Genomic DNA, 19,582 nt, shown 5'->3' with positions numbered 1-19,582 from the left:
CCCTTCGAAGATGCGGGGCTTCTTGATCAACAGGACAAAAAACGGAGCGGGGCACGCTCGCTGGACGCGCGCGCGGACCCGTCGGCGGTCAGGCCCGGCCCCCGGGTTTCCCCCCCGGGCCCCGGCCCTTTTGCGTGGGTGGCCCTGCCGGTGCCAGTGCCGGTGCCGGTGCGGGAGCGGCATGGGGGTGGGGCGCCTGCGGCGGGCTGTTCCCCTACCCGCCCCTTCCCGAAACCGGGGCGCTGCCCCGGACCCCGCTCCTCAAGCGCCGGAGGGGCTGGGGAGGTGGGGGTGCTGCCCCCGGGCCCGCTTTGCCCTCAGGTGCCGGGCGGGCTGGGGAGGTGGGGGTGCTGCCCCTGGGCCCGCTTTGCCCTCAGGTGCCGGGCGGGCTGGGGAGGTGGGGCTCCGCCCCGGCCGGGTACGCGGAAGGGCCCGGCCGGAACGTGTCCGGCCGGGCCCCAGACGTACGGGTTACTGCTTGCGGAGGCGGAACGTGAGGGACAGGCCCTCGTCCTCGAAGGGGGCGCCGTACGTGTCGTCCGCCACACCCTCCGCGTAGTCCACCGCGAGGACCTCGTCCGAGATCAGGGGGGCGTGCTCCGCGAGGGCCTCCCGGGTGGCCTCGGACGTGGTGGTCCAGCGGACGGCGATGCGGTCCGCCACGTCCAGGCCGCTGTTCTTGCGGGCCTCCTGGATCAGGCGGATCGCGTCACGGGCCAGGCCCGCGCGGCGCAGCTCCGGAGTGATCTCCAGGTCCAGGGCGACCGTCGCGCCCGCGTCGGAGGCGACCGACCAGCCCTCGCGCGGAGTCTCCGTGATGATCACCTCGTCGGGGGAGAGGGTGATCCGCTCGCCCTCCACCTCGACCGTCGCCGTGCCCTCGCGCAGGGCGAGGGAGAGCGCTGCCGCGTCCGTCTCGGCCACCGCCTTGGCCACCGCCTGGACCCCCTTGCCGAACCGCTTGCCCAGCGCCCGGAAGTTGGCCTTCGCCGTGGTGTCGACCAGCGAGCCGCCGACCTCCGAGAGCGTGGCGAGCGAGGTGACGTTCAGCTCCTCCGTGATCTGCGCCCGCAGTTCGGGGGAGAGGGCGTCGAAACCGCTCGCCGCCACCAGCGCGCGCGACAGCGGCTGGCGCGTCTTCACGCCCGACTCCGCCCGCGTCGCCCGGCCCAGCTCCACCAGTCGGCGCACCAGCGCCATCTGGGTCGAGAGGGTCGGGTCGATCACCGTGGCGTCCGGCTTCGGCCAGGACGAGAGGTGCACCGACTCCGGGGCCTCCGGCGTCACCGGCGTGACCAGGTCCTGCCAGACCCGCTCCGTGATGAACGGGACCAGCGGCGCCATCAGCCGGGTGACCGTCTCGACCACCTCGTGCAGCGTGCGCAGGGCCGCCTTGTCGCCCTGCCAGAAGCGGCGGCGCGAGCGGCGTACGTACCAGTTGGAGAGGTCGTCCACGAACGCCGAGAGCAGCTTGCCGGCGCGCTGGGTGTCGTACCCCTCCATCGCGACCGTCATCTGGTCGACCAGCGTGTTGAGTTCGCTCAGCAGCCAGCGGTCCAGGACCGTGCGGTCCGCGGGGGCCGGGTCGGCCTCGGAGGGGGCCCAGCCCGAGGTCCGGGCGTACAGGGCCTGGAACGCCACCGTGTTCCAGTACGTCAGGAGCGTCTTGCGGACGACCTCCTGGATCGTGCCGTGGCCCACCCGGCGCGCCGCCCACGGGGAGCCGCCCGCCGCCATGAACCACCGCACCGCGTCCGCCCCGTGCTGGTCCATCAGCGGGATCGGCTGGAGGATGTTGCCCAGGTGCTTGGACATCTTGCGGCCGTCCTCGGCGAGGATGTGGCCCAGGCAGACCACGTTCTCGTAGGACGACTTGTCGAAGACCAGCGTGCCGACCGCCATCAGCGTGTAGAACCAGCCGCGGGTCTGGTCGATGGCCTCCGAGATGAACTGCGCCGGGTAGCGGCTCTCGAAGACCTCCTTGTTCTTGTACGGGTAGCCCCACTGCGCGAACGGCATCGAACCCGAGTCGTACCAGGCGTCGATGACCTCCGGGACGCGGTACGCCTCCAGCCGGCAGTTCTCCTGCGTGCAGGTGAAGGTGATCTCGTCGATGAAGGGGCGGTGGGGGTCCAGGGACGACTGGTCCCGGCCCGTCAGCTCCGTCAGCTCCGCGCGCGAGCCCACGCAGGTCAGGTGGTTGTCCTCGCAGCGCCAGATCGGCAGGGGCGTGCCCCAGTAGCGGTTGCGGGAGAGCGCCCAGTCGACGTTGTTGGTCAGCCAGTCGCCGAAGCGGCCGTTCTTGACCGAGTCGGGGAACCAGTTGGTCTTCTCGTTCTCCTGGAGGAGACGGTCCTTGACGGCCGTCGTACGGATGTACCAGGACGGCTGTGCGTAGTAGAGCAGCGCGGTGTGGCAGCGCCAGCAGTGCGGGTAGCTGTGCTCGTACGGGACATGGCGGAAGAGCTTGCCGCGGGCGTCCAGGTCCGCGGTGAGCGCCTCGTCGGCTTTCTTGAAGAAGACGCCGCCCACCAGGGGGAGGTCCTCCTCGAAGGTGCCGTCGGGGCGGACCGGGTTGACCACCGGGAGGCCGTAGGAGCGGCAGACCACGAGGTCGTCGGCGCCGAACGCGGGGGACTGGTGGACCAGACCCGTACCGTCCTCGGTCGTGACGTACTCGGCGTTGACCACGTAGTGGGCTTCCGCCGGGAAGTCGACGAGCGCGAAGGGGCGTTCGTAGGTCCAGCGCTCCATCTCGGCGCCGGTGAACGACTGGCCGGTCACCTCCCAGCCCTCGCCGAGCGCCTTCTCCAGCAGCGGTTCGGCGACGACGAGCCTCTCCCCGCCGTTCGTCGCGACGACGTACCGGACCTCGGGGTGCGCGGCGACCGCCGTGTTGGAGACCAGGGTCCAGGGGGTCGTCGTCCAGACCAGGAGGGCCGCCTCGCCGGCCAGCGGACCGGAGGTGAGGGGGAAGCGGACGAAGACGGACGGGTCGACGACCGTCTCGTACCCCTGGGCCAGCTCGTGGTCGGAGAGGCCCGTGCCGCAGCGCGGGCACCAGGGGGCGACGCGGTGGTCCTGGACCAGGAGGTCCTTGTTGAAGATCTCCTTCAGCGACCACCAGACGGAGTCCACGTACTCCGGGTCCATCGTGCGGTAGGCGTCGTCCAGGTCGACCCAGTAGCCCATGCGGGTCGTGAGCTCGGCGAAGGCGTCGGTGTGCCGGGTCACCGACTCACGGCACCTGGCGTTGAACTCGGCGATGCCGAACGCCTCGATGTCCTTCTTGCCGTTGAAGCCCAGCTCCTTCTCCACGGCGAGTTCGACCGGCAGGCCATGGCAGTCCCAGCCGGCCTTCCGGCCCACGTGGTACCCCTGCATGGTGCGGAAGCGGGGGAAGACGTCCTTGAAGACGCGGGCCTCGATGTGGTGGGCGCCGGGCATGCCGTTGGCGGTGGGCGGGCCCTCGTAGAAGACCCACTCCGGGCGGCCCTCGGACTGGTCGAGGCTCTTGGCGAAGACCTTGTTCTCGCGCCAGAAGTCGAGCACGGCGTGCTCCAGCGCGGGCAGGTCGACCTGGGCGGGCACCTGGCGGTACTGCGGCGATGTCATGTGCGGGCTTCCTCCGGCGGACGTCTTCCACTTCCGTCGGAGGGACGAGAGCGACGGGGCTCCCGCGGTACCACCCTCCTTGGCCCGGGGCGTGAGCCCGAGGCCCCCTCATTGGGGTCGCGATGCCGGGTCTAGTGGCCGGGGCCCAGGGGTGAGCCCTGGACCGGGGCTTTCTTCCGGCGGCTCCGGGGTGATCTTCACGACGCGCTCGCCCCCGGGCTCCCACCGTCCCCGGGTCGCTCTCGGCTGCGTACGACGCTACTCGTCCCATCCACGCCTCTCGCTGCGCCCAGTGTACGGCCCCGACGGCCGACGGCCGACCGGTTTTGCCCGGGCCCCGGGCGTGACCCGAATGGCGAGTCGGGGCGTACGGAGTTCTGCGCGGGGATGCGGGGGCGCTCCGTGGTGCCCCTGGGGCGGATTACCGGGCGGGGAGCTGGGAACAACGGATGCAGGCGCGCCACGACCGGGCACGGGGAGGGGCGGAACGGGCGGCGTGCCCCGTTGCCGCGGGGCTGGGGTCGATTTATCGTCCCAGCACGATTCGCGTGCAAGATCACGATATGTGAAGGGGCCGCGGCCATGGTGGCGAAGAAGACGGCGGAAGAGACCGCGGCCGGGCAGAGGGCCGACGGGAAGCCACCGGCCGATGCCCCGTCCGCGGAGGGCGCGGATGCCGGGGACGTGCCCGTGAAGAAGGCGCCTGCGAAGAAGACGGCGGCCACGAGGGCCGCCGCGAAGAAAGCGCCCGCGAAGAAGGCGGCGGCGAAGAAGACCGCCGCCAAGAAGAGCACGACCAGGAGCGCCGCGAAGAAGAGCGCGGCCAAGAAGGCTTCGAAGACGGCCGGACAACCGGCCACGGGGGCGGCTGCGGCCGCCGAGGAGACGGGAGCCCACACGGTGGTAGCCAAGAAGAGCGCGAGTCCCCAGGCCGGTCCGGACGAGACGGCCGTCGTGCCGCCGGCCCGGGGGGCCGCCGCGGCAGCCGCCCCCGGCGAACTGGCGGTACGGCCCGGGGAGGACCCCTGGACGCCCGAGGAGGTCACCGAGGCCCGGACGCTGCTGTCCGGCGAGATCGCGCGGCTTCGCGACGAGCTGGAGACCTCGGGCGCCGCGCTCGCCGGCCTGATGCGGGACTCCGGTGACGGTGCCGGTGACGACGAGGCCGACACCGGCACCAAGAACATCACCCGCGAGCACGAGTTGGCGCTCGCCGCCAACGCCCAGGAGATGCTGGAGCAGACCGAGCGGGCCCTCGCGCGGCTGGAGGCGGGGACGTACGGACTCTGCGAGATCTGCGGCAAACCGATCGGCAAGGCACGGATGCAGGCATTTCCCCGCGCCACCCTCTGTGTCGAGGACAAACAGAAGCAGGAGCGGCGAGGCTGACCCGCACAGGTGTGTCGTACCCTCTCCTCAGTCAGGCACCTAGGTTGAGGGACTCACGTGGCAGAGGCGGAGCGCATCATCGGTACGCCGGAAGATCCCGAGACCGAGCACACGGAGGAAGGCGGCTCCACGGCCGCCGACGCCGCCGTGAACGCGGGCGTGGGCAAGCGCAAGATCCTGGCGCTCGTCGGCGTCGCGATCGTCGCCTATCTGCTGGACCTGGTCTCCAAGCTGATCGTGGTCGCCAGGCTGGAGCACCAGCCGCCGATCGACATCATCGGTGACTGGCTGCAGTTCCGGGCGCTGCGCAACCCGGGGGCCGCGTTCGGGTTCGGCGAGGCGTTCACGGTGATCTTCACGATCATCGCGGCCGGGGTGATCCTGGTGGTCATCCGGCTGGCCCGGAAGCTCTACAGCCTGCCGTGGGCCATCGCCCTGGGGCTGCTCCTGGGCGGTGCGCTCGGCAACCTCACCGACCGGATCTTCCGGGCGCCCGGGGTGTTCGAAGGGGCGGTGGTCGACTTCATCGCCCCCAAGCACTTCGCCGTGTTCAACCTCGCGGACTCCGCCATCGTCTGCGGCGGCATCCTCATCGTGATCCTTTCCTTCAAGGGGCTGGACCCCGACGGGACCGTCCACAAGGACTGACCGCGTTGTACGGGCAGCGTGGCGCGCAAGGCATACTCGACTGGTGAGTACGCACCCCGAGATCCGCACCCTGCCCGTACCGGACGGCCTGGAAGGCGAGCGCGTCGACGCCGCCATCGCCCGTATGTTCGGTTTCTCCCGCACCAAGGCCGCCGAGCTGGCCGCCGCCGGGAAGGTCCAGGTGGACGGTTCGGTGGCCGGCAAGTCCGAGCGTGTGCACGGCGGCGCCTGGCTGGAGGTCGAGATGCCGGGGGCGCCCGCCCCCGTCCAGATCGTCGCCGAGCCCGTCGAGGGCATGGAGATCGTCCACGACGACGAGGACATCGTGGTCATCGTCAAGCCGGTCGGCGTGGCGGCCCACCCCAGCCCCGGCTGGACCGGCACCACCGTCATCGGCGGTCTCGCCGCCGCCGGGTACCGGATCTCGACCTCCGGCGCCGCCGAGCGCCAGGGCATCGTGCACCGCCTCGACGTCGGCACCTCCGGCCTGATGGTCGTCGCCAAGTCCGAGCGTGCCTACACCCTGCTGAAGGCCCAGTTCCGCGACCGGGTCGTCGACAAGAAGTACCACGCGCTCGTCCAGGGCCACCCGGACCCGATGAGCGGCACCATCGACGCCCCCATCGGGCGCCACCCCAACCACGACTACAAGTGGGCCGTCACCGCCGAGGGCAAGCCGTCGGTGACCCACTACGACCTGATCGAGGCCTACCGCGCCGCCAGCCTCCTGGACATCAAGCTGGAGACCGGCCGCACCCACCAGATCCGGGTCCACATGTCCGCCCACCGCCACCCCTGCGTCGGCGATCTGACGTACGGTGCCGACCCGACCCTGGCCAAGCGGCTCGGGCTGACCCGGCAGTGGCTCCACGCGGTCCGCCTGGGCTTCGAGCACCCGGGCGACGGCTCCTGGGTGGAGTTCTCCAGCGACTACCCGGCCGACCTCCAGCACGCCCTGGACACCATCTCCGCGGAGAGCCAGTGACCGCCGGCGCCCCCGTCGCGTACACCACCCGCAGGGCCGTCGAGGAGAGCGACCTCGCCGCCTGCTTCCAGGTGCGCAAGGAGGTCTTCGTCGGTGAGCAGGACGTGCCCGAGGAGATCGAGTACGACGCCTACGACGCCACCGCCGTCCACGTCCTGGCCGTCGCGGCCGACGGCGCCGCCCTCGGCACGGGGCGGCTGCTGCACGGCGAGGTCGCTGCGCCCAAGACCGGCGGGGACCTCACCGTCGGCTCCCTCGGCCGGCTCGCGGTCACCCGGCAGGCGCGCGGTCTCGGCGTCGGCGCCGCCCTCGTGCGGGCCATCGAGGAGGAGGCGGACCGGCTCGGCCTGACCGCCGTCGACCTGCACGCCCAGACCCACGCCCTCGGCTTCTACGAGCGCCTCGGCTATGTGGCGTACGGCCCCGAGTTCCCGGACGCGGGCATCGCGCACCGGGCGATGCGCCGGGAACTCCACCAGGGCCGCTGACCGTTCGCCGGGGGGTCTCGGCTCCCCGGCGCGCACCGCGTGGCAGGGTGGGGGTCCGCCCGGCCGGTGATCCGGCCGGGCGTCCTGGCGGCCGTTCACCCCGGGGGGTGTCCTGGGGGACACGGTGAGCGGACCGGAATCGTATGCTCCGGAAGGCACCTCCCATGGATCAGATGACCCTGCTGCTCCTGCTGCTGCTCGGAGCCGTGGTCACGGTGCCCCTCGGCGCCCGGCTGGGGCTGCCCGCACCGGTCCTGATGACGCTGGCCGGAGTCGCGATGGCGTTCGCGCCCTTCGTGCCGAACGTCGACATCCCGCCCGAGATCATCCTCCCCGCCCTGCTGCCGCCGCTGCTCTACGCCTCGGTCCAGCGCACCTCCTGGCGGCAGTTCGCCGCCAACAAACGGCCGATCTTCCTGCTGGCCGTCGCCCTGGTCTTCGTCACCACGGCCGCCGTCGCCGCCGTCGCCAACGCGATCGTCCCCGGGCTGCCCATCGCCGCCGCGGTCGCCCTGGGCGCGCTGGTCGCCCCGCCCGACCCGGTCGCCGCGACCGCCGTCGCGGGCTCGGTCGGGCTGCCGCGGCGGCTCGTGTCGATCCTGGAGGGCGAGGGGCTCTTCAACGACGTCACGGCCATCGTGCTGTACCACGTGGCCATCGCGGCGGCGGTGAGCGGCACCTTCTCGGTGCCCGAGGCCTTCGGGCTGCTGCTCCTCTCCGCCGCGGTCGCGATCGCCGTCGGCCTCGTGCTCGGCTGGCTCACCATCAAGCTCATGGGGATGCTCGGTGACGCCACCCTCCAGGTCGGGCTGAGCCTCCTCGTGCCCTTCGTCGCCTACGTCCTGGCGGAGGAACTGGAGGGCTCCGGCGTGCTCGCCGTCCTGACCGTCGCCCTCTACCTGGCCGAGCGCACGGCCGACGCCGACGACGTGCTGGGCCGGCTCACCGGACGTACCTTCTGGGAGATCGTCGACACCCTGGTCACCGGCGTGGCCTTCGGACTGATCGGCCTGGAGCTGCACGCCGTCTTCGGCACTTCCGGCGGGCGCGAACTCCAGATGCTGGGCTGGGGGCTCGCGATCGTCGTGGTCGTCGTCGGCGTCCGGCTGGCCTGGCTGCTCCCCGCCACCTGGCTCGCCAAGAAGCTGCACACCCGGCGGGACGTCAGCGAGGAGATCCCGACCAGCTGGCGGGAGACCGTCGTCATGTGGTGGGCCGGGATGCGCGGGGTGGCCTCCGTCGCGCTGGCGCTCGCCATCCCGCTGGAGACCGATGACGGAGCGCCCTTCCCCGGCCGCGACGAGACCATCTTCATCGCCTTCTGCGTGATCATGGCCACCCTCGTCTTCCAGGGGCTCACCCTGCCCCGGCTGGTCCGCAAGCTCCGGGTGCGCGCCGACGCCGCCGCCGAGGAGGCCCTGGAACGGGACCTCGCCCTGCGCGCCGCCCAGGCCGCCAAGCACCGGCTCAAGGAGATCCAGGAGGTCGAGGAGTTCCCGGACGAGGTCGTGGAGCGGCTCCAGAAGGCCGCGTACGACATCGGGGCGCGGATCAACCCGGAGATCGTCGACGAGGAGCGGCGCGAGGCGTACGCCCAGCGCGCCGAGCGCTTCAAGGCGGTCAGCCGTATCCAGCGCGAGATGATGTCGGCCGCCCGCCACGAGGTGCTCTCCGCCCGCAACGAACCCGGCTCCGACCCGGAGGTCGTGGACCGCGTGCTGCGCCAGCTGGACTTCCGCTCGCTGCGCTGAGCCGCGGACGTCGGGGAGCGGGCCCGGCTGGGCCCGGGGCGTACGCCGGAGAGGCGCGTGGCTCGGGGTGTGTGTCGCAGGGGCGCGTGGCTCGGGGAGTACGGGCTCCCGGGTCCCACCTCGGACACGCCCCCTCAGCCGCGTCCCGTCCGTGGTGCCTTGGAGCCGTCGTCCAGGTCGCGGGCGGTGCCGGTGCCGTTGCGGGAGGGCCGCGGGCCGGCGCCCGTCAGCTCCGCCCACTGCTCGCCCGGCGGCAGCGCGCCCGGGGAGGTGGCCACCCGCGGCAGCGCGTACGGGTGGTGGTCCCGCAGCCAGCCCACCAACTGCTCGCGCACCGCGCACCGTACGGTCCAGATGTCGTCCGCGTCCTTCGCCGTCACCACCGCCCGCACCTGGATCGTGGTCGGGGTCGTGTCGGTGACCGCGAGGGACCAGTCGCGGCCGTCCCACGCGGCGATGTCACCGAGGATGTCCCGCAGCTTCTCGCGCATCGCGGCCACCGGTGCCGCGTGGTCCAGGTGGAAGAAGACCGTGCCGGTCATCTGGACCCCGCCGCGCGACCAGTTCTCGAACGGCTTGCTCGTGAAGTACGAGACCGGCATCGTGATCCGCCGCTCGTCCCACGTCCGTACCGCCAGGAACGTCAGCGTGATCTCCTCGACCGTGCCCCACTCGCCGTCCACCACCACGGTGTCACCGATCCGGACCATGTCCCCGAAGGCGATCTGGAGCCCCGCGAAGAGGTTGCCGAGCGTCGACTGCGCGGCCACACCGGCGACGATGCCGACCACACCGGCCGAGGCCAGCATCGACGTGCCGACCGCCCGCATCGGCGGGAGCGTCAGCAGCATCGCGGCGATGGCGACGACCGTCACCACCGCTATGACGACCCGCTGGATCAGCGTCACCTGCGTACGGACCCGGCGCACCCGGGCCGGATCGCGGGTGGCCGTGGCGTAGCGTGCGTAGCTGGACTCGACAACCGTCGCCGCCACCCGGACCACCAGCCACGCCGTGGCACCGATCAGCACCAGCGAGAGGGCCTGGCCGATCCCGACCCGGTGCTCCCACACCCAGGCGATCCCCGACTGCCGGTAGCCGCCGCGCAGTATCGCCGTGATGAGCACCACCTGCAACGGCGGCCGGCAGCGCCGCAGCAGCCCCCAGAGCGGGGTCTCGCGGTGGCGGCTGTCGGCCCGGCGCAGCAGCCGGTCGACCGCCCAGCCGACCAGCAGCGTGATCACCACGGCACCGCCGATGACGATCAGCGGGCGCAGCACGTTCTCCATCGCTTCGATCCTCCAAGCCTTGGGGCACACCTGGCACCATGGGCCTCATGAACATCATGCTTTTCCACTCGACCTACGGGCTCACGCCCGCCGTGCACGCCGCGGCCGCCCGTCTGCGGGACGCCGGCCACGAGGTGCGCGTGCCCGATCTGTTCGAGGGGCACACCTTCGCCACGGTGGAGGAAGGCATGGCCTTCAAGGAGGAGGTCGGCAAGGAGGAGCTGCTCAAGCGCGCCGTGCTGGCCGCCGCTCCCTACTCCGACCAGGGGCTCGTCTACGCGGGCTTCTCCCTCGGCGCGGCAACCGCCCAGACGCTGGCGCTCGGTGACGCGAAGGCGCGCGGGCTGCTGCTCTTCCACGGCACCTCGGACATCGCGGAGAACGCGACGGTGGAGGAGCTGCCGGTCCAGCTGCATGTGGCGGACCCGGACCCCTTCGAGTCCCACGACTGGCTCAACAGCTGGTACCTCCGGATGCAGCGCACCGGCGCCGACGTGGAGATCTACCGCTACCCCGGGGCCGGCCACCTCTTCACCGACCCCGATCTCCACGACTACGACCAGGCGGCCGCCGAGCAGACCTGGAAGGTCGCGCTCGGCTTCCTGGCCACGCTCTAGCTTCAGCGGACCGGGCGGTCCGCCCGCTCCACCTTCTGGGTGCCCCGCCGGGTCCGGTAGGAGCGCGCCCAGGTGGAGGCGGCCTCCTTGTCCTTCTTGTCGGAGAGCACGTAGTAGTCCATCTGCGCGCGCTCGGCGGTGACGTCCAGGACGCCGTAGCCGTGCGAGTCCATGTCCACCCACTTCACATGGCGGTTGGCGGTCCGGACGGCCGTCGCGGCGACCTTCGAGACGGTCTGCGGCGCGACCCGCAGGATGTCGTCCAGATTGTCCGAGGTCACCGACGTGACCACGAACTCCGTCGCCGCCGAGGGCGACAGCGGATACGTCGCCGCCCGCACCGGCACCTCGTTGGCCCAGGCCATGTGGATGTCACCGGTCAGGAAGACCGTGTCGGTGACCCCGCGCTCCCGCAGATGCGCGATCAGCTCCCTGCGGTCGTCGGTGTAGCCGTCCCACTGGTCGACGTTGACCGCGAGCCCCTCCTTCGGCAGCCCCAGCAGCCCGGCGAGCGGCTTCAGCAGATGCGCGGGGAGCGCCCCGAAGGCGACCGGGGAGACCATCACCGACGTACCGACCAGCTTCCACGCCGCGTCCGACCCGGCGAGCCCCGCCTTCAGCCAGTCCAGCTGCGCCCGGCCGGTGATCGTCCGCTCCGGGTCGTCCACCGCACCGCTGCCGATGGACGCCTGCTGGGAACGGAAGCTCCGCAGGTCCAGCAGGTGCAGATCGGCCAGCCGCCCGAACCGCAACCGCCGGTAGACCGTCCCCTCGGTGGAGGCGCGGACCGGCATCCACTCGAAGTACGCCTGCTTGGCCGCCGCCACCCGCTCCGCCCAGTCGCCCTCGGTGCCCGGGGTGTGGTTCTGCGCCCCGCCCGACCAGGCGTCGTTGGCGACCTCGTGGTCGTCCCAGATCGCGATCATCGGATGGGCGGCGTGCAGCGCCTGGAGGTCGGCGTCGGTCTTGTAGTTCCCGTGCCGGGTGCGGTAGTCGGCCAGGTCCAGGATCTCGTGGGCGGGGCGGTGCTCCCGCAAGGGCGCGCCCTGGGTGGGGTACTCGCCGATCCCGTACTCGTACAGGTAGTCGCCCAGGTGCACCACCGCGTCCAGATCGGCGCGGGCGGCGAGATGGCGGTACGCGGAGAACCAGCCGGCCTCCCAGTTGGCGCAGGACACCACCCCGAAGCGCACCCCCGCCACGCTCGCCCCGACGGCGGGCGCGGTGCGGGTGCGGCCGGTGGGGGAGCGGACTTCGCCGCCCTCGGGACCCTGGCCGCTCACCGTGAAGCGGAAGTAGTACGTCGTGGCCGGGCGCAGTCCGCGGACGTCGGCCTTCACGGTGTGGTCGGAGGGGGCGGCGGCGAGCGTCGTACCGCTCGCGGCTATCGCGGTGAACTCCCGGTCCTCCGCGACCTCCCAGCGCACCGGGGTCTCGGCCCCGCGCCCCGAACCGGGCTCCGCGCCGGGCTCGGGAGTGACCCGGGTCCACAGCAGGACCCCGTCGGGCAGCGGGTCACCGGAGGCGACGCCGTGGAGGAAGGCGGGGGCATGAGCGGCGGACTCCGGCCCGCCGGTGGTCGCGGCCGAGGCGGCGGGGGCGGCGGTCGCGGTGGCGAGCACGGGGACGGCGGCGGCGGTCGCGGCGGCGGCCCGGACGACGGTACGGCGGCTCGGCGAGGGAACGTGTCGACTGGTCACGGACCATCACCCTACTGGTGCGTACGGCGAACGGGCGAGCGAACAGAGGAAGTTCGCCCGCCCGTCGGGAAGCCGTCGCCGGGGGGGTGGCCCGCCGGTCGGGGACCGCTCGGCCGCCCGGGACCGCAGGGCAGCCGGGGACCGCAGGGCAGCCGGGGACCGCCGGGCAGCCGGGCACCGCCGGGCAGCCGGGGGCCGCCCGGGCGCCCCGGAGAGGCGTCAGCCCTTCAGGGCCTTGTCCACCGCGGCGGTGAAGTCGGTGGCCGTCATCGGGGCGTTGTCGCTGCCCTCGCTGGTGACCTTCTCACCGTCCATCTTCAGCGTCGGCGTGCCCTGCACACCGCTCTTGTTGAACGCCTCGGACATCTTCATCGCCCAGGCGTCGTACGTGCCGTCCTCGACGTCCTTCTGGAAGGCCTTGTTGCCCTTCAGCGCGTCCACCGAGTCCGCGACCTTGATCAGATAGCTGTCCTTGGCGAACTTGTCGTCGCGCTCCTCCGGGTGGAACTCCGCCGAGTACAGCGCGGCCTTGTACTCCATGAACGCCTCGGGGCTCACGTTCAGCGCGGCGCCGAGCGCGCTCAGGGCGTTCTTGGAGCCCTCACCGTTGTCGGTGTTGTCGATGAACGTCGCGCCGACGTACTTGACCTTGTACTTGCCCGCCTCGACGTCCTTGTGAAGCGTCTCGCCCACACCCTGCTCGAACGTGGCGCAGACCGGGCAGCGGGAGTCCTCGTACAGCTCCAGGGTCTTCTTCGCGTCGGCCTTGCCGATCACCACCTCGGTGCCGTTCTCGCCGGAGGCGTTCTTCGGCACGCTGACGTTCTTCGCGTCGGCGGCGGCCTCCCAGGCGGACGGCTTGTTCAACTGCATCACGCCGTAGCTGATGCCGCCGACGACGGCGATGGCCGCGACCACCGAGAGGGCCACGACGAGCTGCTTGCGCGTCTTGTCCTTCTTGGCCTGGGCCTCGCGCTCGGCGCGCAGCCGCTCACGGGCCGCTGCCTTGTTCGCCTGGGTGTTGCGCTTGCTCATGATGATGTCTCCATGCGTACGTGGGGAGTGGAAGGGTGCTGCTCGGCGTCGGCAGGCCCGCCCTCAGGCGGCGGCCTGCGCGGTGAGCGGCGGGCCCCTGCGTCCCACGGAGTGCACGAGGAAGCGGGCCGGGGAGGGCGTGTGCACGCGCCCGGTCGCCCCGGGGAGCCGGGAGGCGGTCCGGACGATCCCGCGCACCACGGCGACCGCGGTGAGCAGCGGGCGGAACGCCACCAGGGCCGCCGTGCGCAGCAGCCCCGCCAGCGCCGCCTCGCCGCGCCGCAGCCAGGCGGCGGCGAGCAGCCCGACGGCCACATGGGCGGTGAGCAGCAGCCATGGCACGGCGGGGCCGGGCTGCGCCAGCAGGGCCGCCGCGCGGTCGCCCGCACCGGTCACCCCGGCGAGCGGGGTGCCCACCGCGCCGACCCCCGCGAGCCTGGCCCCGGTCGCACCGACCTCGCCGCCCCCGCAGAGCACGTCGAGGCCCACCGAGCGCAGCGGGCCCGCGATGGGGCCGCCGGCAGCCCCGTAGCAGAGGTGCTGTCCGGCGGTGAAGAAGGTGTCGGCCGCCAGCTCCAGCGGGACGAGCAGCCCCGCGATGGCGCCGAAGCCGCGCTCCCGGCCGGCCAGCGCGTACGCCAGGGCGAAGACGGCGGCGGCGAGCAGCCCGACCGCGACCAGCGGCAGCGGCGCCCCGGAGAGCAGCACATGGGATGCCGTGGACAGGGTGACGACGAGCGCGGCGAAAAGCGCCGCGCGCGCCCCCCTGAACTGCGTCCCTGAGATGTCCATCGCCGGAAAGTGTGTCATGGGGTGAGGTGAGCGGAGCTTAAAAGGCGCTGAGAGTCACAGCCCCAGGAGGTCACGCCCCCGGCAGCGCACGGCCCCGCCCGCACGTGCGCTGCCGGGGCCCCTGCGGCCCCGGACCGCTACAGCCCCGGGATCAGGCCGTTGCGGAAGAGGTCCACGAAGATCTGGTGGTCCGCCCGGGCCCGCGCCCCGTAGCTGTGGGCGAAGTCGACCAGCAGCTCCCCGAACCCCTCCTCGTCGGCCGCGATGGCCGCGTCGATCGCCCGCTCCGTGGAGAACGGCACCAGCGAGTGGCCGCTCTCGTCGTCCGCCGCCGCGTGCATCGTGGCCGTGGCCCGGCCCAGATCCGCCACGACCGCCGCGATCTCGTCCACCTCGTCGATCTCCGACCAGTCCAGATCGACCGCGTACGGCGAGACCTCGGCGACCAGCTGTCCGGCGCCGTCCAGCTCGGTCCAGCCCAGCCACGGGTCCGCGTGGGCCTGGAGCGCGCGCTGGGAGATCACCGTGCGGTGCCCCTCGTGCTGGAAGTAGTCCCGCACGGCGGCGTCCGTGATGTGCCGGGAGACCGCCGGGACCTGCGCCTGCTTGAGGTAGATCACCACGTCGTTCTCCAGGGCGTCGCTGTTGCCCTCCAGGAGGATGTTGTACGAGGGGAGCCCGGCCGATCCGATGCCGATGCCCCGGCGGCCCACCACGTCCTTGACCCGGTAGGAGTCGGGGCGGGCCAGGCTCGACTCAGGCAGCGTCTCCAGATAGCCGTCGAAGGCGGCCAGCACCTTGTAGCGCGTGGCGGCGTCCAGGTCGATCGCACCGCCGCCGTCCGCGAACCGGCGCTCGAAGTCCCGGATCACCGTCATCGAGTCCAGCAGCGAGAACCGCGTCAGCGAGCGGGCGGCCCGCAGCGCGTCCAGCAGCGGGCCCTGGGCCGTGTCCAGGGTGAAGGGCGGCACCTCGTCGTTCTTCGCGCCCGTCGCCAGCGCGTGGACGCGCTCGCGGTAGGCCGCGGCGAAGATCCGGACCAGGTCGGTGATCTGCTCGTCGGCCAGGGCCTTGGCGTAGCCGATCAGGGCCAGGGAGGCGGCGAACCGCTTCAGGTCCCAGGTGAAGGGGCCCACGTACGCCTCGTCGAAGTCGTTGACGTTGAAGACGAGGCGGCCGTTGGCGTCCATGGAGGTGCCGAAGTTCTCCGCGTGCAGATCGCCGTGGATCCAGACCCGGCCGGTGCGCTCGTCCAGATACGGGCCGCCGCGCTGCTCACGCTCCAGGTCGGTGTAGAACAGGCAGGCCGTGCCCCGGTAGAAGGCGAAGGCCGAGCCCGCCATCTTGCGGTACTTGACCCGGAAGGCGGCCGGATCGGCGGCCAGCAGCTCCCCGAAGGCGGTGTCGAGAACGGCGAGGATCTGCTCCCCGCGCCGCGCCGCGCCGGTCTGCGTTTCCGACATCGCTTGCTGCCTCCTGCTGTCGTTGGCGTGCCTGCCCCGGACCCCGGTCCGCGTGACTGAGTGCATGACAAAACGGACACGCGCCCTGCCCTCTCCAACGCCCGGGGAGAGCCGGGAGTGCCCGCCGTTCGACTCCGCCACGTCGTAGACTTCCACGCTGTCCCCCCGTCCGTCATCGCCCGACTTCCCGGAGGCCCGACGCCGTGACCAAGCCGCCCTTCACGCACCTGCACGTGCACACCCAGTACTCGCTGCTGGACGGTGCGGCGCGGCTCAAGGACATGTTCGAGGCGGCCAACGAGATGGGCATGACGCACATCGCGATGACCGACCACGGCAACCTGCACGGGGCCTACGACTTCTTCCACTCGGCCAAGAAGGCGAACGTCACGCCGATCATCGGCATCGAGGCGTACGTGGCCCCCGAGTCGCGCAAGCACAAGCGCAAGGTGCAGTGGGGGCAGCCGCACCAGAAGCGCGACGACGTGTCCGGTTCCGGTGGTTACACCCACAAGACGATCTGGGCGGCGAACAAGACCGGGCTGCACAACCTCTTCCGGCTCTCCTCGGACGCGTACGCCGAGGGCTGGCTCCAGAAGTGGCCCCGGATGGACAAGGAGACCATCTCCCAGTGGTCCGAGGGGCTCATCGCCTCCACCGGCTGCCCCTCCGGCGAGGTCCAGACCCGGCTGCGGCTCGGACAGTTCGACGAGGCGGTCCAGGCGGCCTCCGACTACAAGGACATCTTCGGAGAGGGCAGGTACTTCCTGGAGCTGATGGACCACGGCATCGAGATCGAGCGCCGGGTCCGTGACGGGCTGCTGGAGATCGGCAGGAAGCTGAACATCCCGCCGCTGGTCACCAACGACTCCCACTACACGTACGCGCACGAGGCCACCGCCCACGACGCCCTGCTCTGCATCCAGACCGGCAAGAACCTCTCCGACCCGGACCGCTTCCGCTTCGACGGCACCGGCTACTACCTGAAGACGACGGACGAGATGTACGCCATCGACTCCTCCGACGCCTGGCAGGAAGGGTGTGCCAACACCCTCCTGGTCGCCCAGCAGATCGACACCGCCGGCATGTTCGAGGCGAAGAACCTCATGCCGAAGTTCGAGATCCCGGACGGCTTCACGGAGATCACCTGGTTCCAGGAGGAGGTCCGCAACGGGATGAAGCGCCGCTTCCCGGCGGGCGTTCCCGAGGACCGGCAGAAGCAGGTCGAGTACGAGATGGACATCATCATCCAGATGGGGTTCCCGGGGTACTTCCTGGTCGTCGCCGACTTCATCATGTGGGCCAAGAACAACGGCATCGCGGTCGGCCCCGGCCGTGGGTCGGCGGCCGGGTCGATCGTGGCGTACGCGATGGGCATCACCGACCTCGACCCGATCGAGCACGGGCTGATCTTCGAGCGGTTCCTCAACCCCGAGCGCGTCTCGATGCCCGATGTCGACATCGACTTCGACGAGCGCCGGCGCGTCGAGGTGATCCGGTACGTGACCGAGAAGTACGGCGCCGACAAGGTCGCCATGATCGGCACCTACGGCAAGATCAAGGCGAAGAACGCCATCAAGGACTCGGCCCGCGTGCTGGGCTACCCGTACGCCATGGGCGACCGCCTCACCAAGGCCATGCCCGCCGACGTCCTCGGCAAGGGCATCGACCTCGACGGCATCACCAACCCCAAGCACCCGCGCTACAGCGAGGCGGGCGAGATCCGGGGGATGTACGAGAACGAGCCGGACGTCAAGAAGGTCATCGACACCGCCAAGGGCGTCGAGGGCCTGGTCCGCCAGATGGGCGTCCACGCCGCCGGCGTCATCATGTCCAGCGAACCGATCGTCGACCACGCCCCGGTCTGGGTCCGGCACACCGACGGCGTCACCATCACGCAGTGGGACTACCCGCAGTGCGAGTCGCTCGGCCTGCTGAAGATGGACTTCCTCGGCCTGCGCAACCTGACGATCATGGACGACGCCATCAAGATGGTGAAGTCCAACAAGGGCATCGACCTGGAGATGCTCTCCCTCCCGCTGGACGACCCCAAGACCTACGAACTGCTCTGCCGCGGTGACACGCTCGGCGTCTTCCAGTTCGACGGCGGGCCGATGCGCTCCCTGCTCCGCCAGATGCAGCCCGACAACTTCGAGGACATCTCCGCCGTCTCGGCCCTCTACCGGCCGGGCCCGATGGGGATGAACTCGCACACGAACTACGCGGAGCGCAAGAACGGCCGCCAGGAGATCACCCCGATCCACCCGGAGCTGGAGGAGCCCCTCAAGGAGGTCCTCGGCCTCACCTACGGCCTGATCGTCTACCAGGAGCAGGTCCAGAAGGCCGCCCAGATCGTCGCCGGGTACTCCCTCGGCGAGGCCGACATCCTGCGCCGCGTGATGGGCAAGAAGAAGCCCGAGGAGCTGGCGAAGAACTTCGTCCTCTTCGAGAAGGGCGCCAAGGAGAAGGGCTTCTCCGACGAGGCGATCAAGGCGCTGTGGGACGTCCTGGTGCCGTTCGCGGGGTACGCGTTCAACAAGGCGCACTCCTCGGCGTACGGCCTGGTCACCTACTGGACGGCCTACCTCAAGGCGAACTACCCCGCCGAGTACATGGCCGCGCTGCTGACCTCGGTCAAGGACGACAAGGACAAGTCCGCGGTCTACCTCAACGAGTGCCGCCGCATGGGCATCAAGGTGCTCCCGCCCAACGTCAACGAGTCGCTCTCCAACTTCGCGGCCCAGGGCGACGACGTGATCCTCTTCGGCCTGACCGCCGTCCGCAACGTCGGCCAGAACGTCGTGGACTCGATCATCCGCTGCCGCAAGGCCAAGGGGAAGTACAGCTCCTTCCCCGACTTCCTGGACAAGGTCGAGGCGGTCGTCTGCAACAAGCGGACCGTCGAGTCGCTGATCAAGGCCGGCGCCTTCGACGAGATGGGCCACACCCGCAAGGGGCTCGTCGCCCACCACGAGCCGATGATCGACAACGTGGTGCAGGTCAAGCGCAAGGAGGCCGAGGGGCAGTTCGACCTCTTCGGCGGCGGGGAGGAGACGAGCGACGAGCCGGGGTTCGGGCTCGACGTGGAGTTCTCCGACGTCGAGTGGGAGAAGTCCTACCTGCTCGCCCAGGAGCGGGAGATGCTCGGCCTGTACGTCTCCGACCACCCGCTCTTCGGACTGGAGCACGTCCTCTCCGACAAGGCCGACGCCTCGATCTCCCAGCTCACCGGCGGGGACTACGCGGACGGCTCCGTCGTCACCGTCGGCGGCATCATCTCCGGCCTCCAGCGCAAGATGACCAAGCAGGGCAACGCCTGGGCCATCGCCACCGTGGAGGACCTGGCGGGCTCCATCGAGTGCATGTTCTTCCCCGCCACCTACCAGCTGGTCTCCACCCAGCTCGTCGAGGACACCGTCGTCTTCGTCAAGGGACGGCTCGACAAGCGCGAGGACGTGCCCCGGCTGGTCGCCATGGAGATGCAGGTCCCCGACATCTCCAACGCCGGGACCAACGCACCGGTCGTCCTCACCATCCCCACGGTGAAGATCACCCCGCCCATGGTCACCCGTCTCGGCGAGGTGCTCAGCCACCACCGGGGCGACACCGAGGTACGCATCAAGCTCCAGGGCCCCCGCAAGACCACCGTGCTCCGGCTCGACCGCCACCGGGTCAAGCCCGACCCGGCCCTCTTCGGTGACCTGAAGGTGCTGCTCGGCCCGTCCTGCCTGGCCGGCTGAGCCGCGCCTTCGCCATCGCGTACGAACGAGAGGGGCGTCCCGCCGGTGCGGGACGCCCCTCTCGTACTCA

General features: G+C 71.1%; 13 protein-coding genes. 7 read left to right on the top strand and 6 right to left on the bottom strand.

Annotated elements, in window-relative coordinates; translation table 11 throughout:
* Positions 1-471: 471 nt before the first annotated feature.
* Positions 472-3,615: an isoleucine--tRNA ligase gene (gene ileS, locus AC0682_RS22715; RefSeq protein ID WP_478534851.1), complete on the bottom strand. Its 3,144-nt coding sequence runs from the start codon at positions 3,613-3,615 to the stop codon at positions 472-474.
* A gap of 582 nt (positions 3,616-4,197) precedes the next feature.
* Between ileS and AC0682_RS22710 the strand changes: the two genes are divergently transcribed.
* The 5 genes from AC0682_RS22710 to AC0682_RS22690 all read left to right on the top strand — a co-directional run bounded on the left by AC0682_RS22710 (position 4,198) and on the right by AC0682_RS22690 (position 8,876).
* Positions 4,198-5,004 (top strand): TraR/DksA family transcriptional regulator, encoded by an 807-nt coding sequence (locus AC0682_RS22710; RefSeq protein WP_478534850.1) that lies wholly within the window; start codon positions 4,198-4,200, stop codon positions 5,002-5,004.
* Between the two features lie 57 nt (positions 5,005-5,061).
* Positions 5,062-5,652 (top strand): signal peptidase II, encoded by a 591-nt coding sequence (lspA, locus tag AC0682_RS22705; protein ID WP_254812762.1) that lies wholly within the window; start codon positions 5,062-5,064, stop codon positions 5,650-5,652.
* Positions 5,653-5,695: 43 nt separating this feature from the next.
* Entirely contained in the window at positions 5,696-6,637 is a 942-nt protein-coding gene (locus tag AC0682_RS22700; protein ID WP_478534849.1) for an RluA family pseudouridine synthase, read from the top strand.
* Complete coding sequence (locus AC0682_RS22695) at positions 6,634-7,125, top strand: GNAT family N-acetyltransferase (protein ID WP_478534848.1); 492 nt, start codon at positions 6,634-6,636, stop codon at positions 7,123-7,125. Before AC0682_RS22700 ends, AC0682_RS22695 begins: the two co-directional genes overlap by 4 nt.
* A gap of 164 nt (positions 7,126-7,289) precedes the next feature.
* Positions 7,290-8,876, top strand: a complete 1,587-nt coding sequence (locus tag AC0682_RS22690; RefSeq protein WP_478534847.1) for a Na+/H+ antiporter — start codon at positions 7,290-7,292, stop codon at positions 8,874-8,876.
* A gap of 134 nt (positions 8,877-9,010) precedes the next feature.
* Here the strand turns inward: AC0682_RS22690 and AC0682_RS22685 are convergent, their stop codons facing one another.
* Positions 9,011-10,165 carry a mechanosensitive ion channel family protein gene (locus AC0682_RS22685; protein ID WP_254812765.1) on the bottom strand — a complete coding sequence of 385 codons (1,155 nt, stop codon included), beginning with the start codon at positions 10,163-10,165 and terminating at the stop codon, positions 9,011-9,013.
* Positions 10,166-10,203: 38 nt separating this feature from the next.
* On the opposite strand from AC0682_RS22685, the gene AC0682_RS22680 reads away from it, so the two are divergent.
* Positions 10,204-10,782: a dienelactone hydrolase family protein gene (locus tag AC0682_RS22680; RefSeq protein ID WP_254812766.1), complete on the top strand. Its 579-nt coding sequence runs from the start codon at positions 10,204-10,206 to the stop codon at positions 10,780-10,782.
* 2 nt (positions 10,783-10,784) lie between these two features.
* Here the strand turns inward: AC0682_RS22680 and AC0682_RS22675 are convergent, their stop codons facing one another.
* From AC0682_RS22675 to AC0682_RS22660, 4 genes are all read right to left on the bottom strand, one after another.
* On the bottom strand, positions 10,785-12,482 hold the full coding sequence (locus tag AC0682_RS22675; RefSeq protein ID WP_478534846.1) for an alkaline phosphatase D family protein: 1,698 nt from the start codon (positions 12,480-12,482) through the stop codon (positions 10,785-10,787).
* A 219-nt stretch (positions 12,483-12,701) separates the two neighbouring features.
* A complete protein-coding gene (locus AC0682_RS22670; protein WP_478534845.1) occupies positions 12,702-13,517 on the bottom strand; it encodes a DsbA family protein in 816 nt (271 codons plus the stop codon).
* A 63-nt stretch (positions 13,518-13,580) separates the two neighbouring features.
* Entirely contained in the window at positions 13,581-14,309 is a 729-nt protein-coding gene (locus AC0682_RS22665; RefSeq protein WP_478534844.1) for a hypothetical protein, read from the bottom strand.
* A 137-nt stretch (positions 14,310-14,446) separates the two neighbouring features.
* Complete coding sequence (locus AC0682_RS22660; RefSeq protein ID WP_478534843.1) at positions 14,447-15,772, bottom strand: DUF2252 domain-containing protein; 1,326 nt, start codon at positions 15,770-15,772, stop codon at positions 14,447-14,449.
* A gap of 203 nt (positions 15,773-15,975) precedes the next feature.
* Here AC0682_RS22660 and dnaE point away from each other — a divergent pair, with 203 nt between their 5' ends.
* Positions 15,976-19,512 (top strand): DNA polymerase III subunit alpha, encoded by a 3,537-nt coding sequence (gene dnaE / locus AC0682_RS22655; RefSeq protein ID WP_478534842.1) that lies wholly within the window; start codon positions 15,976-15,978, stop codon positions 19,510-19,512.
* Positions 19,513-19,582 lie beyond the last annotated feature (70 nt).

The organism is Streptomyces sp. NPDC043746 (genome assembly GCF_056436485.1).
The sequence above is the reverse complement of the archived record's forward strand: the minus strand, read 5'-3'. Positions and strand labels throughout refer to the sequence as shown.

Coding starts and splice junctions, on each gene's coding strand:
- ileS (WP_478534851.1), bottom strand. CDS start 3,615: ATGACATCGCCGCAGTACCGCCAGGTGCCCGCCCAGGTCGACCTGCCC.
- AC0682_RS22710 (WP_478534850.1), top strand. CDS start 4,198: ATGGTGGCGAAGAAGACGGCGGAAGAGACCGCGGCCGGGCAGAGGGCC.
- AC0682_RS22690 (WP_478534847.1), top strand. CDS start 7,290: ATGGATCAGATGACCCTGCTGCTCCTGCTGCTGCTCGGAGCCGTGGTC.
- AC0682_RS22685 (WP_254812765.1), bottom strand. CDS start 10,165: ATGGAGAACGTGCTGCGCCCGCTGATCGTCATCGGCGGTGCCGTGGTG.
- AC0682_RS22680 (WP_254812766.1), top strand. CDS start 10,204: ATGGGCCTCATGAACATCATGCTTTTCCACTCGACCTACGGGCTCACG.
- AC0682_RS22670 (WP_478534845.1), bottom strand. CDS start 13,517: ATGAGCAAGCGCAACACCCAGGCGAACAAGGCAGCGGCCCGTGAGCGG.
- AC0682_RS22665 (WP_478534844.1), bottom strand. CDS start 14,309: ATGGACATCTCAGGGACGCAGTTCAGGGGGGCGCGCGCGGCGCTTTTC.
- AC0682_RS22660 (WP_478534843.1), bottom strand. CDS start 15,772: ATGTCGGAAACGCAGACCGGCGCGGCGCGGCGCGGGGAGCAGATCCTC.